Origin of the sequence: Asanoa ishikariensis (genome assembly GCF_900107455.1) — a bacterium.
Taxonomy (GTDB): Bacteria; Actinomycetota; Actinomycetes; order Mycobacteriales; family Micromonosporaceae; genus Asanoa; species Asanoa ishikariensis.
Genome location: NZ_FNQB01000003.1, coordinates 1,912,698 through 1,927,914 on the forward strand (window position 1 = coordinate 1,912,698; position 15,217 = coordinate 1,927,914).

Sequence of the window (15,217 nt, forward strand, 5' to 3'; positions counted from 1 at the left end):
ACGGGCCGGCGAGGTGGCGGGTCAGTTCATCGTTCGGCGGCCCGGCGGGCGCGGGCCGCCGCCAGCGCGCGCTCCATGACGTCGTCCTCGTCGGCGTCGGCGACGCCCTCCTCGAAGTACTCCCGGGATGTCCCGTGCAGCAGCAGGACGATCACGGCGGCCGAGGCCAGGATCAGGACGAGCTCGATCAACTGTTGGGTCAGCGGGTACCAGCCCGGCACGATGCCCCACCGCAGCGGGGCCTCGGACAGGTCGCTGGCAATGAACAGGATCTGGCCCATCAGCGACGCGGACAGGACACCGACCGCCGCCCACCTGGCCCCGCTGAGCGGACCGCGCAGCGCGAGGAGCACCGGCACGAGCACGGCCGCGAGCAGGACGCCGGCGACGATGCTGTAGCCGAGCACGTCCCGGGTCTCGTACACGGCGGTCTCGACCTCGCCGACGAGCGCGGCGAACTGCGCCTCAGCCTCGTCGACGTGCGGCGCGACGATCACCGCGGCCAGCGCCCGGACCACCGAGACCACGGCGATGACGACGAGGGTCCAGGACGCGATCCGGACCAGCCGCGGCCGGGGCGCGACCGCCGCGGTGCGGCAGCGGGGGCACAGGACGCGGCCGCCGGAGTCAGTCCAGCGGTGCCAGCCCAGCCGACAGAAGAGTGCCATGACCGGAGATTCTCTCCGACCGGTACGCGGCGCGCGTCCCCCGATCAGGCCGTAGCCGTGACCGGCCGCGGTGGGCGGATCCGGTGGTCGCTCGCGTAGCGCTCGGCCAACTCCCGCTCGGCCACCGGGTTGCCCTGGGACGCCGCGACCAGCAGGGCGGCCAGGTCGTCCACCACGTCGAGGCCGTCGACCAGGTCCGGACCCATCGGCCCCCACTCGTCGGTGAGCCGCACCTCCGCACCGTTGACGTGGGCGAGGTCGCGCAGCACCGCGTCGCGCAGCGCCGCACCGCCGCCGTAGCGGGTCGGGTCGAGCGTGCCGGCGCGGTAGCCGAGCCAGGCGTCGCCGGGCAGGACGAAGCCGGTGGCACCTGCCACCCGCGGGTCGGTCGTCAGCCAGCGCCCACCGTCGTGATAGGACACGACGACGTGCGCGGCGTCCCCGAGGTAGGGCGCGAACCCGACCCGGGACCGGGCCGGCAGGCTGCGGTGCCGCAGCGCCGCGAGCATCAGCAGGGCCGCCGCACGGCAGGTGCCGCCGACCGGATAGGCCCGCGGCACCCGCAGCCCGCGCCCCGGATGTCGCGCCTGGTCGGCGTCGAGCAGGTCGACGAGCCGGGCGTGGTCGGCACCGGGCGTGCCGGCACCGCCGACGACGTTGCGCACCACCACACCCAGCGCCTCCACGTCGGCGGGCAGGTTGTCCAACAGCGCCGCGTGGTGCGCGGGGTCGGTCGCGTAGGTCTGCGTCACCCGTCGATCATGCCCGCGCTCCGCCGCGCGCGGCCACCCGCTCAGGCGCCGAAGCGCGCGGCCACCTCCGCGCGGGTCGGCATGGCGACCGCGCCGCCCGGCCGCTCGCAGACCAGCCCGGCCACCTGGAGCGCGTAGGCAACCAGCCGGGTCCAGCCGTCCACGGTGCTCGGCGGACCGTCGGCCAGCAGACCGGCGATCAGCGCCGCCATCACCGAGTCGCCCGCGCCGGTCGCGTCGACCGCCTCGACCACCGGGGCCGGCAGGTCGACCCGCTCGTCGCCGAACGCGACCAGCGCGCCCGCCGCGCCGCGGGTGACCACCACCGCGCCGGCGCCGAGGGAGAGCAGGTCGCCGGCCACCGACGACAGCGACAGCCCGGGATAGAGCACCGCGGCGTCGGCGTGGCTCAGCTTGACCAGGTCGGCCGACGCGCAGAACTCGTCGACCACCGACCGGAAGGCGTCCACGTCGGCCGGGGTCGGCAGCAGGGTCGGCCGCACGTTGGGGTCGAAGACCCGCAGGCCGCCGGCCTCCGACCAGGCCGACCGGGCGGCGCGGAGGAACTCCGGGTGCAGCAGCACGATGGAACCGCAGTAGACGACCGCCGAGCCGGCCAGCAGGTCGCGCGGCACCTCGGTGAGCAGCGAGTACGACGGCGGCGAACCGTAGAAGCGGAACTCCGGGTCGGCGCCGTCGAAGGTGACCACCGCGAGCGTGGTCGGCACCGGTACGCGTACCACCGCCCGGTCCCCGACCCCCGCTTCGGTGAGGTAGTCGAGGATCCGCGTCCCCAGGGCGTCGTCGCCCAGCGAGCCCGCGAACGACACCTCGCCGCCGAGGCGGGCCACCCCGACCGAGACGTTGAACGGCGCGCCGCCGATCGCCTGCCGGAAGACCCGTTCGCCGGCGGACTCGCCGTCGAGCAGGTCGATCAACGCCTCACCGAGCACCACCGCGTATGCCATGGGGTGCATCTTCGCAAGCCCGCCCTTGCCGCCGTACGCCCCGTCGTGGTCCGATATTCACGCCGGGCAATACACGCGGATGGCGCCACCCCCACAAGGGCACACAGGTGGGTCAGCGCGCGCCGCGGCTTCCTCGCGAGCCCGCGCTCCCCGAGTCGACTCCGGCGCGCCAGCGCGCCGACTCCCCGAGGAGCAATCCGTGAGACTCATCCGCAGGGCCGCGGTGTTCGGTGCCGCCGCCATGCTCGCCGCCGGCCTCGTGTCGGTGGTCAGCCAACTGCCCGCCCAGGGACACGGCACGCCGATGTCACCGGGCAGCCGCACCTTCCTGTGCTGGAAGGACGGCCTGTCGCAGCAGGGCGACATCCAGCCGCACAACCCGGCCTGCACCGCGGCCGTCCAGCAGGGCGGCACGAACCCGCTCTACAACTGGTTCAGCGTGCTGCGCTCGGACGCGGCGGGCCGCACCGTCGGCTTCATCCAGGACGGCCAGCTCTGCAGTGGTGGCAACAGCACCTTCGCCGCGTACAACCAGGCCCGCAACGACTGGCCGTTGACCCACCTGACGGCCGGGTCGCGGTTCGACTTCAAGTACAGCAACTGGGCACACCACCCGGGCACGTTCTACTTCTACGTGACCAGGGACAGTTGGAGCCCGACCCGGGCGCTGGCCTGGAACGACCTGGAGTCGACACCGTTCCTCACGGTGACCAACCCGCCGCAGAACGGTGGTCCGGGCACCAACGAAGGGCACTACTACTTCAGCGGCAACCTGCCGTCCAACAAGAGCGGGCGACACCTGATCTACTCCCGCTGGGTGCGCGCCGACAGCAACGAGAACTTCTTCGGCTGCTCCGATGTCGTCTTCGACGGCGGCAACGGCCAGGTCACCGGCGTCGGCCCGGGCAGCGAGAACCCGACCGACCCGGGCGGCCCGAGCCCGACGACCGGACCGACCCCGACGCCGACTGCCAGCCCGACCGCCGGACCGACCACGCCGGCGCCGAGTGGCGACTGCATGGCGGTTTACAAGATCGTCGGTTCGTGGACCGGCGGCTTCCAGGCCGAGGTCGAGATCATGAACCACAGCAGCCGGACGTACGGCGGCTGGACCGCCTCGTGGGCGTGGCCGTCAGGGCAGACGCTCGCGCAGGTCTGGAACGGCACGTCGACCGTCTCGGGGACGAACGTGACCGTGCGCAACGCGAGCTACAACGGCTCGATCGCGCCGGAGGGCCGGACGACGTTCGGGTTCCTCGGCACGCACAGCGGCACCAACACACTGCCGACGGTGACCTGCGTCGGTTCGTAACGTGCGGAAGGGGGGCCTTCGCGGCCCCCCTTCACTCGCCGTCGAGCAGGGCGTAGGCGCGCTTGATGGCGACGTGCGCCGCCGCACCGAACGGGGCGCGGCGCGCCAGGTCGTCGACCCGGGCGCGCTCGGCGTGACCGTTGCGGATCAGCCACTCGAGCTCCGTGAGCTCCTCGTGCTGCCCCGTGACGAAGCCTTGGCCCACGGGTGCGCCGTGTCCCGGCACCACCACCGTCTCCGGCGTGGTGAGCCGCAGCAGCGCCGCCACCGTGCCCGGCCACTCCAGCGGGTAGGCGTCGCCGAAGTCCGGCGGGCCACTCTCCTCGACCAGGTCGCCGGCGATCACGACGTCGGCGTCCGGGACGTGCGCGACCAGGTCGCCGGCCGTGTGCCCGCGACCGAAATGGGACAGCACGACGATGCGCCCGCCCAGGTCGAGGGCGGCCTCCGTCAGGACGATCTCGTTGGGCGGCAACACGACCACCCGGGCCACCTCGTCGGCCAACTCGGGTTGGGAACCCGCGCGGACCGCCTCCCACGCCGTGCGCCGCGCCGTCTCCTCGTGGCCGAGCAGCCGCGCGGCCTCCTCGTGCGCCCAGATCCGGGTGCGGGCGGCCGCGTCGGCGCCCGGGTCACCGAAGGCCGGGAACGACTCGGCCGGCGGCGGCTCCTGCCGTGCCAGCGTCGCGTTGCCGAACGCGTGGTCGAAGTGGTGGTGGGTGTTGACGATGGCCCACTGCGCGCCGGTCACCCGGCGCGCGGCCACGGCGACCTCGGCCGCCTGCGCGGCCGTCGACAGCGTGTCGACCAGCACGGCGGCCTCGTCACCGACCACCAGCGTGACGTTGACGTCGAACACCGGGTAGCGCAGCACGAAGACCCGGTCGGCGATCTCGACGAACGCCGGTGTGGACGAGCTCATGAGCCGTCGACGGCCCGCTCGACGAACCGGTGCCGATCCAGGAAGATCCGCTCGACCCGGCCCTCGGCGACGATCGCGGTGCCCTCGCTGCCCGGCCCGTCGGTGACGGTGACCTCGAAGAGGAGCTTGCGACCGTCGACTTTGGCCAACTGGGCCACCGCGAACACCGTGCGACCGATGGCTGTCGGTAGTCGGTGGTCGAGCTCGACCCTCGTGCCGACCGTGGTCATGCCGGTCGGCATGCGGGTGGCCGTCGCGGCGACGGTCGCGGCCTCGACCAACGCCAGCACCCGCGGCGTCGCGAGCACCGGCACATCGCCGGAACCGAGCGCCTGCGCGGTGTCGGAGTCGGTGACGGTCAGCTCCACCCGCGCGCTCAAGCCCGGCGCGAAGGGCGCTTCCGTTTGCTGCTCCATGACCCACAGAGTAGGCGCTCCGCAACGCTCAGGCTACGAGCCCCGCCAACCTGTGGACAACCGTGGATGCCCTCGTCAACCCTCCGATTTCGCGCTGACCGGAGGTCCAGGCGCCGACCGGAGGTCCGGGCGTCAACAGGGACACAGCTCACGCGCTGGGTTGCGGACGCAGCGGGGCGCTCTCCGGTTCCAGCACCGGTGCCGGCACCACCACCCGGCCGCGGTCCGGTGCCGCCAGCCGCGCCACCCGCCCCCGCTCGGCCAACTCGGCGGCCAGCCACCAGGCCTCGGCGAGGTCCCGGTCGCGCAGCGCGGCCGAGCGCCCCCGCGCGGTGTCCGCGTAGACGGTGGCCACACCGAGCAGGCGTTGCAACGGGCCCTGGACCACCCGGACGCTCTGGATCCGGGCAAACGGGACCATCATCACGGTCCTGGTCAGGAGCCCCTCGCGGGTCGCGACGATCTTGTCCGTCAGGGCCACGCCGAGCTTCGGCCGGGCCAGCGGGTGGAACCATCGGGTCCGTTCCGGCGGCGGCTGGAAGGCCAGCGCGCTCAGCAGCACCCCGGGCAGCACCGAGCCGGCCACCCGCTCGGCCACGTCGGCCGTACCCACCGGCAGCAATCGGTCCGTCTCGGTGCCGTTGGCGGCGTCCTGGCCGGCCACGCCGGCGACGTCGAGGGTCAGCCGCAGCCAGCCCTGCGCGCGCCAGAGCAGCGGCCAGGTCGCGGTCACCCCCTGCACCCGGTCGACCGGCACGGTCTGGGAACGGGTCTCCACCAGGCCGAACCGTAGCCGCAGCGCCGTGTCGTCGCGGGACAGCCGGAAGTTCCAGTCGCTGAGGATCCGCCGGACGGGCTGCAACAGCACACCGGCGATCGCGGTCAGCGTGCTCGCCACGCCGATGAACGACCAGGAGGGGTCGAACCCGAACTGGAGCACGACGAACGCCACACCGATCGGCAACACCAGGGCCTGCGGTGTGAGCAACTGGCTGATCACCAGGTCACGGTTCGGCACGGCGAGGAGCAACGGACCATCACCGGGTACGCGCACCGGTGCCACACCGGCGACCTCGGCCGCACTGTCGACCGGCGCCACCGGCCGCCCCGCGATCGCCAACAGCCGGTCCCGCAGCGCCGCCGCGTCAGCCACCGACAGATAGGCCAGCGGCGCCTCGGTCTTGCCGCCGCCGACCACCTCCAGCCGCAGCTCGGCGAGCCCGGTGAGCTGGGCCAACAGCGGCCGGACCACCTCCACCGACTGCAGCCGCTCCAGCGGGATCGCCCGGGTGCGCCGCCACAGCAGGCCCTCGTAGACCCGAAGCTCGTGGCCGACCACGTGGTAGCCCGTGTTGTACCAGCTCACCACCGACATGACGATCGCGCCCAGTAACAGGACCAGCACCATCAGCGCGAACCAGCCGAGGCCGACCTGGCGCAGCGTCTGCCACGACAGCGCCACGACGATCACCACGAGCGCCTTGGCGCTGCGCAGCAACGGGCTCAGCGGATGGAGCCGCCGCCGCGGTTCGTCGATGACCACCCCTACAGCCCCTCGGCGCGATCTTCGCCGAGCGCGGTCAGCCGGTCACGCAACCGGGACGCCTCGGCGGGACGCAGGCCCGGCACCCGGGCGTCGCTGGCCGCGGCGGCGGTGTGCAACTGCACGGTGGCCAGGTCGAAGGCGCGCTCCAACGGGCCGGCGCTGACGTCGACGAACTGCATCCGCGCGTACGGCACGATCGAGAGCCGCCGGACCACCAGGCCGTGCCGGACCAGCAGGTCGTGGTCGCGTTCGGCGTAGCCCCAGGCGCGCACCGCACGGAAGATCGTCCAGACGCGCCACAGCATCAGCACCAGGACGACGACGAACGCCAGGCCGAGCGGCCAGACGCCGAAGATGCCCCAGAGGACGCCCAGCGGAACCAGCAGCATGGCCGCCATCGCACCCCACCGGATCAGCTCGACCCAGATCAGGTCGCGCGAGACGGGTTGCCAGTCGACGGTGTCGGGCCAGGGCTCCAGGGGGCTGGTCGGCCCGGCAGCGGCGATATCCACCCCTATGAGGGTAGGCGATCACCGGAAGGGCGCCACCTCACGGAGGAAGCCACGTCGGTCCAGAAAATCGGCCAGGCTCTCCCGGTGCTCCTCGCAGGCCAGCCAGACCTTGAGCCGCTCGGGCGCGTGGATCTTCGGGTTGTTCCAGCGGACCTCGTAAACAGCGTCACGCCGGCAGCCTTTGGCTGAGCAAACAGGCTCGATCTCGGCGTCCACCGGAGGAAGTCTACGGCGCACCAGGAGAGGTAAGCGCCGGGCGACCACGGGGGAAGTCGCCCGGCGTGGAGGAATCGTACACGTGACGTTCCCCTCTTTGTCTACCCGTGTTTGCCGGACCGTCGTCGCAACACGAATCCGGTTCTGCGCGCACACCGTGGCGGCCGACATGGAAGGCTTGTACCGCGCTCCCAGGTTCGGACTTCATGATGTGAGCGCCGCCGACACGAGACGCGACTGTGGAGGACCCGTGGCCCAGCCGACCGCACCCGACGCCCCGCAACCCGACGCCGCCAACGGCGCCGGGCCGGTCATGCCGACCGGCGGGCAGCCAGGTGACCCTCCGGCGACCACCCCGGCACAGGACGCCACCCTGCTCGAGCGGGCGCTCTTCGAGGTCAAGCGGGTCATCGTCGGCCAGGACCGGATGGTCGAGCGGATGTTCGTCGCGCTTCTGGCGCGCGGCCACTGCCTACTCGAAGGCGTGCCCGGCGTGGCTAAGACCCTCGCGGTCGAGACGCTCGCGACCGTCGTCGGTGGCACCTTCGCCCGGGTCCAGTTCACCCCCGACCTCGTCCCGGCGGACCTGGTCGGCACCCGGATCTACCGCCAGTCGAGCGAGAAGTTCGACGTGGAGCTCGGGCCGGTGTTCTGCAACTTCCTACTGGCCGACGAGATCAACCGAGCGCCCGCCAAGGTCCAGTCCGCCCTGCTCGAGGTGATGTCCGAGCAGCAGGTGTCGATCGGCGGCGAGACGCACCGGGTGCCCAACCCGTTCCTGGTGATGGCCACCCAGAACCCGATCGAGCAGGAGGGCGTCTACCCGCTGCCCGAGGCACAGCGCGACCGCTTCCTGATGAAGATCCTGGTCGGCTACCCGTCCGACGCCGAGGAACGCGAGATCGTCTACCGGATGGGCGTCAAGCCGCCCGAGCCGGCCGTGGTGTTCAGCCCGTCCGACCTGGTGGCGCTGCAGGCCAAGGCCGACGGCGTGTTCGTGCACAACGCGCTGGTCGACTACACGGTCCGGCTGGTGCTGGCCACCCGCAACCCGGCCGAGTCCGGGGTGCCGGACCTGGCCCAACTGATCCAATACGGCGCGAGCCCGCGCGCCTCGCTCGGCATCGTCCGGGCCTCCCGGGCGCTGGCCCTGCTGCGCGGCCGCGACTACGTGCTGCCGCAGGACGTGCAGGACATCGCGCCGGACATCCTGCGGCACCGGCTGGTGCTCAGCTACGACGCCCTCGCCGACGACGTGCCGGCCGACCACATTGTCGCGCGGCTGATGAGCGCCGTGCCGATGCCCTCGGTCGCGCCGCGGCAGCACGCGACGGCTGGTGCGGGCCAGCAACCTCCGCAGCAGACCACCGGCGCCTGGCCGGGCCGCCTGCCGTGACCGTTCCCGCCGACCCGCCCCGCCTCGGTTCCGGTCGTGCCGACCGGATCGCCGGCACGGCCGGCGCCTACGCCGGTCAGGGTGGCGACGCCCACGGCGGGGTGGCGACCGCGCGGGCGGAGCACGTGCTCTCCCGGCTCCAGTTGCTGATCACCCGCAAGCTGGACGGCCTGCTCCAGGGCGACTACATCGGCCTGCTGCCGGGTCCGGGCACGGAGCCGGGCGAGTCCCGGGAGTACCGGCCCGGCGACGACGTGCGCCGGATGGACTGGCCGGTGACCGCCCGCACCACCGTGCCGCACACCCGGCAGACCGTGGCCGACCGCGAGCTGGAGACCTGGCTCGCCATCGACCTGTCGGCCAGCCTCTCGTTCGGCACCGCGCAGATGCTCAAGAGCGACCTGGTCGTGGCGGCCGCGGCGGCGGTCACCCACCTGACCGTGCGGGCCGGCAACCGGATCGGCGCGGTCGTCGGCACCGGGGGCGGCCACACCGCGCGGCTGCCCGCCCGCCCCGGGCGCAAGGAGGCGCAGGGTCTGCTGCGCGCGATCGCGCGTACACCCATCAAACCGGGCCGGACCGACCTGGGTGCCCTGGTCGACATGCTCAACCGCCCACCGCGCCGCCGGGGTCTGGCCGTGGTGATCTCCGACTTCATGGCGCCGCCGGCCGACTGGGGCCGCCCGCTGCGCAAGCTGGCGGTCCGGCACGACGTGCTCGCGATCGAGGTGGTCGACCCGCGTGAGCTCGAGCTGCCGGACGTCGGCGTGCTCGTGCTCGCCGACCCCGAGACCGGTGCACTGCACGAGGTCTACACCGGCGACGCGAAGCTGCGCGCCAAGTACGCCGAAGGTGCGGCGGCGCAGCGCTCCGCCATCGCCTACGAACTGCGCGCGGCGGGTGCCCAGCACCTGCGGCTGCGCACCGACTCCGACTGGCTCCTCGACATCGTCAGGTTCGTCGCCGCACAGCGACACGCACGCACCCGGGGTACGACACGATGATCCGTTTCCTGCAACCGTGGTGGCTGCTGGCCATCGTGCCGGTGCTCCTGGTGGCCGGCGCCTACGTCTGGCGTCAGCTACGCCGGCGCGACTACGCGATCCGCTTCACCAACGTCGAGCTGCTCAAGTCGCTGGCGCCGCGCGGCATGGGCTGGCGCAAGCACGTCTCGGCCGTCGCCCTGCTCCTCAGCCTGCTCGGGCTGGCGCTGGCGATGGCCCGGCCGTCGATCGACCGCGAGCTCCCGCTGGAACGGGCGACGATCATGCTGGCCATCGACGTGTCGCTGTCGATGGAGGCCAGCGACGTCGCGCCGACCCGGCTCGAGGCGGCACAGGTGGCCGCCAAGCAGTTCGTCCAGGAGCTGCCGCCGACGTACAACCTCGGCCTGGTCTCGTTCGCCAAGTCGGCCAACGTGCTGGTGCCGCCGACCAAGGACCGCTCCGCCGTCAGCGCCGCGATCGACGGGCTGACGCTGGCCGAGGCGACGGCCACCGGCGAGGCCGTCTTCACGTCGCTGGATGCCATCCGCGCGGTGCCGGCGGACGGTGCCAACGAGCTGCCGCCGGCCCGGATCGTGCTGCTCTCCGACGGCTTCCGCACGGCCGGGCGGCCGATGGAGGAGGCCGCCAGCGCGGCGCAGGCGGCCAACGTGCCGGTGTCGACGATCGCGTTCGGCACCGACAACGGCACGGTCGACATCGGCGGCCAGCTCCAGCGGGTGCCGGTCGACCGGCTGGCGCTGGCCCAGCTCGCCGAGTCGACGAGCGGGTTCTTCTACGAGGCCGCGAGCGCGGCCGAGCTCAAGCGGGTGTACGAGGACATGGGCAGCTCGATCGGGCACCGGGTGGAGCCGCGCGAGGTCACCCACTGGTACGCGGGTTTCGCGCTGCTCCTCGGTCTGATCGCGGCAGGCCTCAGCCTCGTCTGGTCGTCCCGGCTGCCGTAGTCAGTTGGTGTTGTTGACCAGCATGGCGACGACGAACACCCAGAGGGCGGCGAGGGTGAAGCCCAGCGGGGCTACGTAACGACGGTTCATCACGGCTCTCCGATGCGAGTTGGCGGGGCTTGTGCGGAATCGCGGCGGAGGAGAGTCGCAGCCGGACGGCGTCACGCTCGCGCCGGGCCCGTTTTGGTGTGCGGGCGTGGCGAGGCGGGGTGCCGGCAGGCGGAGGTCTGGCTGTCGTCGGGTCGCGGCTGAGTCAGCGGGACCGGACGGCGGCCCGGCTGCGACTCGGAGGATCGCTGTCTCGCACGGCGATCACCTCCAGACGTCGGCCGGGCACACGAACCAACGGTGATTCTATCCCCCGCCTCCCGGCCGCGCGGCATTGGCCGGAAGGTTGGTCACCGACCGTCCGATATGGTCGCGGCGCCTGGCCGCCCGCCGTCGTACTCCCGGCGATCCGGACGACCAGCACCAGGGCGCCCGCGAACAGCGGAAGCCAGGCGAGCCGGGCCGCGGCCCACCCGTAGTCGTCCGGCTCGGCGAGCAGCCCCGGGCGCCGCCCGACGAACCACGCGAGGGCGACCGTGACGGAGATCATGGTCGCCTGGTGCCAGAGATAGACCGGCAGCGCGGCGCCGTTGAGCGCACGCACCGCGCGGTGGGTGCCGAGCCGGCGCAGCCACGGCAGGAGCAGCAGCACCGCTCCCGTCTGGGCGACGGCCAGAGCGACGGCGGCCAGCGACGGCGGGTCCAGGTTGGAGCGTCCTTCGCCGGGCACCCCGACGGCGCTGGTCGGGTAGTCGGCGAGGAACACCAGCGCGGCCACCGCTGCGGCGCCGCTGGCGAGGAGCAGCCAGCCGGTGCGCCGGCGGGCGAGGCGACCCTGGGCCAGTGCCACGCCGAGCACGAACGGGACGGTCCAGGCGGCGATCAGGGTGGTGGGCAGGAAGCCCCGGCCGAGGTCGGCGGCGAGCACGACCGCGGCCGCACCGGCGGCCAACGGCAGCGGGCCGCATCGTCGGACCAGACGGGCGATCGGGGTGATCAGGGCCGTCAATGCCAGGAACGGCAACAGGAACCACAGTGGACTCACGACGAGCTTGCCGACGGTACGCAAGGTCACCTCGGGTACGCCCGCCAGCGCGCCCGCGGTGAGCGCCAGGGCGAGCAGGCCGAGCAGAGAGCCGACCGGGACGAGGAGCACCGCCAACCGGCGCGGAACCTGAAGCCTCCGCCATCCGCGCGTGCCGGTCCCGTTCGCGGACAACGGCTTGGCGGCGGCGCTCGGCGGGCGGCGGCGGGCGGAGGACGCCGCTGCGGCGTAGCCGCCGGCGAGGAAGAACAGGCCGAGCGTCTGGAGCAGCCAGCTCACCGGCTGGGCAGCCGGCAGTGCGGCCAGCGGGCTGCGCACGTGCAGCGCACCGTCGTCGATCACCAGGGCGGTGACCAGCCAGTGCCCGACCACCACGCCGGCGATGGCGAGGGCGCGGACGGCGTCGATTCCCGCGTCGCGGCGGGGGTTCACCTGGTCACCACCGCGGCGACGGCGGCCAGGCTGGCCGTACCCGGGGAGAAGTAGTAGTCGTGCCCTTGCACGCCCATGGTGGGCAGCGCGGCGGCGCCGAACGACGCGGTCGCCGGCCGGGTGCCCAGGCCCAGGCCGAGCAACCGCACCTGCGGGATCCGGCGGATCCAGTCGGTGGGTGCGAGCGCGGCGTAGACCGCCGCCCGGGTGTGGAGCTCCGCCACGTTGTCGGCGCCCATTCCAGGCGCGCCGAGCGCGACCAGCGAGGTCACCTGCGGCGGCAGGGCTGCCGCGGCCAGGCCGACGACGATCGCGCCGTAGCTGTGGCCGATCAGGGTGATCCGCGCGGACGGGCGGCGGCCCGCCAGCCAGCCCGCGAAGGCGGCCAGGTTGCGCGCACCGGCCTCGGCCCGGACCTCGCGGGCGGCTTCGAGGCCGATGCCCTCCGGCGGGTCGTACCCGAGCCAGGCGACGACCGCGACGTCCCCACCGGCGGCGGCGTAGAGCTCGCGGGCCTGGGTGGCCGGCGCACGCCGGGCGACGCCGCCGAGGCCGTTGGTGAACGTCGCCAGCGTGGTGTCCACGCCCGGCACCACGACCGCGATCCGGTCCGCGGTGGCCAGGTCGCCGACCACCTCGACCGCGGTGCCGTCGCCGCGGGTGTCGAACGACAGGAAGTGCCGACCCGACCGGGCCCAGCCCGCGTACGCCCCGCCCGCCGCACGCATCGCGGCCGCGGCCACCGGGTACGCCAGCGCCGGCGTCGGACCGGCCGCCGGCGCGGCGACGGCGGGGGCGGAGGCCGGCACCAGCAGGCCGGCACCGAGCGTCGCGGCAACGCCGCCGAGGAGAAGTGTCCGTCGCATCATGGGCCGAACGATGCCGGTGTGGACGGTGCCGAATCGTCGTACCGGGGCGGGATCTTGCTTGTGCTACCTGGGGATGACGGGGCTACTCCCCCGCGGCCACCAGCCCGGTCTCGTAGGCCAGCACCACCGCTTGCGCCCGGTCGCGCAGGGCGAGCTTGGCCAGGATCCGGCCGACGTGTGTCTTCACCGTCTGCTCGGCGACCACGAGGTCCGCGGCTATCTCCTGATTGGACCGGCCGCGCGCGATCAACCGCAGCACCTCGGTCTCCCGCGGGGTGAGCGCGGCCAGTGCGGTGGGCCGTGGCCGGGCCGGGCCAGGGCGGGCGGCGAACTCCTCGATCAGCCGCCGGGTCACCGACGGCGCGAGCAACGCCTCGCCGCCGGCCACCACCCGCACGGCGTTGACCAGGTCGGCGGCGGGGGCGTCCTTGAGCAGGAAGCCGCTGGCGCCCGCCCGCAGCGCCTCGTAGACATAGTCGTCGAGGTCGAAGGTGGTCAGCATGAGCACTCGCGGCGGGCTGCCGACCGGGCGGCCGTCGAGGAGCTGCCGGGTCGCGGCCAGGCCGTCGAGCACCGGCATCCGGATGTCCATCAGCACCACGTCGGGGTCGAGCCGGCGGGTCTCGGCGACCGCCTGCGCCCCGTCGGCGGCCGCGCCGACCACCAGCATGTCGCTCTGGGCCGCGAGCAGCGCCCCGAACCCCTCGCGGACCATCGCCTGGTCGTCGGCGATCAGCACCTTGATCACGCAGCCTGCCCTTCAGGTGCGGCCGCACGCAGCGCGGCTGGCAGCGTCGCCGCGACGGCGAACCCACCGAACACGGTAGGGCCGGCCTCGAACGTGCCCCCGAGCAGCGTCGCCCGCTCGCGCATGCCGGCGATGCCGTGCCCCTCTATGGCACCGGCCGGCACCTCGGCGTCGTCCCGCTGCGCCGGCGCGGCGGGGTCGTCACCCGCCGGCGCGTCGTTCTCCACCCGCACCGCGACCGCCTCGCCGTCGTGCGTGACCGCCACCCGCACCGACGCGCCGGGCGCGTGTCGGGCCGCGTTGGCCAGCGCCTCCTGCACGATCCGGTAGGCGGCCAGGGCGACCGGACCCTCGGCGTCGGGCGCGGTGCCGTGCAGGCTGACCGGCACACCGGCGCGGCGGGCGGTCTCGACCAGCTCGGCGACCTCGGCCAGGCCAGGCTGGGGCGCGGTCAGCGCCGGGGCGGTCTCGCTGCGCAGCACGCCGAGCAGCCGCCGCATGTCGGTCATCGCCTCCCGGGCCGACCCGGCGATCGACGCGAACTCCAGGCGGACCGGCTCGTCGAGGTCGGCTAGTCGGAAGGGCGCCGTCTCCGCCTGGACGGCGATCATCGACATGTGGTGCGCGACGACGTCGTGCATCTCGCGGGCGATCCGGGTGCGCTCCTCCAGCACCGCCCGGCGGGCCTGCTCGAGCTCGGAGCGCTCCTCCTGCTCGGCGAGCCGCTCGCTGAGCTCAGCCTGGCTGACCCGCCACCGGCGGATCTGGTTGCCGAGGATCAGCATCAGCAGGAACAGGACGGAGACGCCCCAGGCATTGGCGTTGTCGACGAACAGGAACACCGGTGCGAGCGTGAGCAGACCGGCCCAGGCGGCCACGCCGGAGTCGGCGCGCAGCGCGAGCGCGAGCTGGATGACGAGGAAGAAGACGATCTGCGCGGGGTTCCAGGGCCAGGTCTGGGTCGACGGCGCGCCCAGGACACCCACGAACAGCATCACGTAGGCGATGCGCCAGGCGGTCAGCGGCCGGTGGTAGGCCAGCAGGACCGGCAGCGTCGTGCCGTAGCCGATCAGCAGCGCGACCAGCCGGGTGTGGTGATAGGTGTCGGCCAGGTATTCCATCGCGGCCGCGCCCAGCCCGAGCACGCCGAGCAGCAACAGCGGCACGACCAGCGATCGCCAGCGCGACCATAGGCGGCGCAGGCGCGGGCGGCGGATTCCCGGGCCGGGCACCGGCGGGTAGTCCTTGCCGACCAGCACCCGACGCAGGTCGCGCAGACTGACGCGGACCAGGCTCTCGTTCACCATCCGGAGGCTACGCGCGGGGTCCGACGGTGCGCGTGCCGCTCAAGAGCCATCCTTCATGTCATACCGGGGTATGAGAATCGGACCGGGCGAGGCGAATTAGCCGTACCCC

The 15,217-nt window shown here is 73.3% G+C and carries 16 protein-coding genes; 4 read left to right on the forward strand and 12 right to left on the reverse strand.

The window, feature by feature from the left end:
- Nucleotides 1-26 precede the first annotated feature (26 nt).
- Genes BLV39_RS32785 through BLV39_RS32795 form a run of 3 tightly spaced genes read right to left on the reverse strand, consistent with a single transcriptional unit; the run spans nucleotide 27 to nucleotide 2,388 of the window.
- Nucleotides 27-668, reverse strand: coding sequence for a hypothetical protein (locus BLV39_RS32785; RefSeq protein WP_090800480.1), 642 nt, complete (start codon nucleotides 666-668; stop codon nucleotides 27-29).
- Between the two features lie 44 nt (nucleotides 669-712).
- On the reverse strand, nucleotides 713-1,420 hold the full coding sequence (locus tag BLV39_RS32790) for a transglutaminase domain-containing protein (protein ID WP_090800481.1): 708 nt from the start codon (nucleotides 1,418-1,420) through the stop codon (nucleotides 713-715).
- Nucleotides 1,421-1,461: 41 nt separating this feature from the next.
- Nucleotides 1,462-2,388, reverse strand: a complete 927-nt coding sequence (locus BLV39_RS32795) for a carbohydrate kinase family protein (protein WP_090800482.1) — start codon at nucleotides 2,386-2,388, stop codon at nucleotides 1,462-1,464.
- 241 nt (nucleotides 2,389-2,629) lie between these two features.
- Here BLV39_RS32795 and BLV39_RS32800 point away from each other — a divergent pair, with 241 nt between their 5' ends.
- Nucleotides 2,630-3,700, forward strand: coding sequence for a lytic polysaccharide monooxygenase auxiliary activity family 9 protein (locus tag BLV39_RS32800; RefSeq protein ID WP_090800940.1), 1,071 nt, complete (start codon nucleotides 2,630-2,632; stop codon nucleotides 3,698-3,700).
- 31 nt (nucleotides 3,701-3,731) lie between these two features.
- On the opposite strand, the gene BLV39_RS32805 is transcribed toward BLV39_RS32800, so the two are convergent.
- From BLV39_RS32805 to BLV39_RS32825, 5 genes are all read right to left on the reverse strand, one after another.
- A complete protein-coding gene (locus tag BLV39_RS32805) occupies nucleotides 3,732-4,622 on the reverse strand; it encodes an MBL fold metallo-hydrolase (RefSeq protein ID WP_090800483.1) in 891 nt (296 codons plus the stop codon).
- Nucleotides 4,619-5,038 carry a thioesterase family protein gene (locus BLV39_RS32810; RefSeq protein WP_090800484.1) on the reverse strand — a complete coding sequence of 140 codons (420 nt, stop codon included), beginning with the start codon at nucleotides 5,036-5,038 and terminating at the stop codon, nucleotides 4,619-4,621. Before BLV39_RS32810 ends, BLV39_RS32805 begins: the two co-directional genes overlap by 4 nt.
- Nucleotides 5,039-5,186: 148 nt before the next feature.
- A complete protein-coding gene (locus BLV39_RS32815; RefSeq protein ID WP_090800485.1) occupies nucleotides 5,187-6,581 on the reverse strand; it encodes a PH domain-containing protein in 1,395 nt (464 codons plus the stop codon).
- A gap of 2 nt (nucleotides 6,582-6,583) precedes the next feature.
- Nucleotides 6,584-7,096 carry a PH domain-containing protein gene (locus BLV39_RS32820; RefSeq protein ID WP_239083891.1) on the reverse strand — a complete coding sequence of 171 codons (513 nt, stop codon included), beginning with the start codon at nucleotides 7,094-7,096 and terminating at the stop codon, nucleotides 6,584-6,586.
- An 18-nt stretch (nucleotides 7,097-7,114) separates the two neighbouring features.
- Nucleotides 7,115-7,312: an acetone carboxylase gene (locus BLV39_RS32825; protein WP_239083892.1), complete on the reverse strand. Its 198-nt coding sequence runs from the start codon at nucleotides 7,310-7,312 to the stop codon at nucleotides 7,115-7,117.
- Nucleotides 7,313-7,562: 250 nt separating this feature from the next.
- Here BLV39_RS32825 and BLV39_RS32830 point away from each other — a divergent pair, with 250 nt between their 5' ends.
- The 3 genes from BLV39_RS32830 to BLV39_RS32840 all read left to right on the forward strand — a co-directional run bounded on the left by BLV39_RS32830 (nucleotide 7,563) and on the right by BLV39_RS32840 (nucleotide 10,659).
- On the forward strand, nucleotides 7,563-8,708 hold the full coding sequence (locus BLV39_RS32830; protein WP_373315402.1) for an AAA family ATPase: 1,146 nt from the start codon (nucleotides 7,563-7,565) through the stop codon (nucleotides 8,706-8,708).
- A 101-nt stretch (nucleotides 8,709-8,809) separates the two neighbouring features.
- On the forward strand, nucleotides 8,810-9,712 hold the full coding sequence (locus BLV39_RS32835; RefSeq protein WP_090800946.1) for a DUF58 domain-containing protein: 903 nt from the start codon (nucleotides 8,810-8,812) through the stop codon (nucleotides 9,710-9,712).
- Nucleotides 9,709-10,659, forward strand: a complete 951-nt coding sequence (locus BLV39_RS32840; RefSeq protein WP_090800487.1) for a VWA domain-containing protein — start codon at nucleotides 9,709-9,711, stop codon at nucleotides 10,657-10,659. The genes BLV39_RS32835 and BLV39_RS32840 overlap by 4 nt, the downstream gene beginning before the upstream one ends.
- Before the next feature lie 253 nt (nucleotides 10,660-10,912).
- On the opposite strand, the gene BLV39_RS32845 is transcribed toward BLV39_RS32840, so the two are convergent.
- From BLV39_RS32845 to BLV39_RS32860, 4 genes are all read right to left on the reverse strand, one after another.
- Complete coding sequence (locus tag BLV39_RS32845) at nucleotides 10,913-12,184, reverse strand: acyltransferase family protein (RefSeq protein WP_090800488.1); 1,272 nt, start codon at nucleotides 12,182-12,184, stop codon at nucleotides 10,913-10,915.
- A complete protein-coding gene (locus BLV39_RS32850; RefSeq protein ID WP_239083893.1) occupies nucleotides 12,181-13,053 on the reverse strand; it encodes an alpha/beta hydrolase in 873 nt (290 codons plus the stop codon). Before BLV39_RS32850 ends, BLV39_RS32845 begins: the two co-directional genes overlap by 4 nt.
- Nucleotides 13,054-13,135: 82 nt before the next feature.
- Nucleotides 13,136-13,801: a response regulator gene (locus BLV39_RS32855; RefSeq protein WP_090800489.1), complete on the reverse strand. Its 666-nt coding sequence runs from the start codon at nucleotides 13,799-13,801 to the stop codon at nucleotides 13,136-13,138.
- Nucleotides 13,798-15,105, reverse strand: a complete 1,308-nt coding sequence (locus BLV39_RS32860; protein WP_239083894.1) for a sensor histidine kinase — start codon at nucleotides 15,103-15,105, stop codon at nucleotides 13,798-13,800. The genes BLV39_RS32855 and BLV39_RS32860 overlap by 4 nt, the downstream gene beginning before the upstream one ends.
- Nucleotides 15,106-15,217: the final 112 nt, after the last annotated feature.

Bases quoted from the DNA above. Each gene is read 5' to 3' on its own strand.
- BLV39_RS32850 (WP_239083893.1), bottom strand. From the start codon at position 13,053: ATGATGCGACGGACACTTCTCCTCGGCGGCGTTGCCGCGACGCTCGGT.
- BLV39_RS32795 (WP_090800482.1), bottom strand. From the start codon at position 2,388: ATGGCATACGCGGTGGTGCTCGGTGAGGCGTTGATCGACCTGCTCGAC.
- BLV39_RS32805 (WP_090800483.1), bottom strand. From the start codon at position 4,622: ATGAGCTCGTCCACACCGGCGTTCGTCGAGATCGCCGACCGGGTCTTC.
- BLV39_RS32800 (WP_090800940.1), top strand. From the start codon at position 2,630: ATGCTCGCCGCCGGCCTCGTGTCGGTGGTCAGCCAACTGCCCGCCCAG.
- BLV39_RS32785 (WP_090800480.1), bottom strand. From the start codon at position 668: ATGGCACTCTTCTGTCGGCTGGGCTGGCACCGCTGGACTGACTCCGGC.
- BLV39_RS32810 (WP_090800484.1), bottom strand. From the start codon at position 5,038: ATGGAGCAGCAAACGGAAGCGCCCTTCGCGCCGGGCTTGAGCGCGCGG.
- BLV39_RS32840 (WP_090800487.1), top strand. From the start codon at position 9,709: ATGATCCGTTTCCTGCAACCGTGGTGGCTGCTGGCCATCGTGCCGGTG.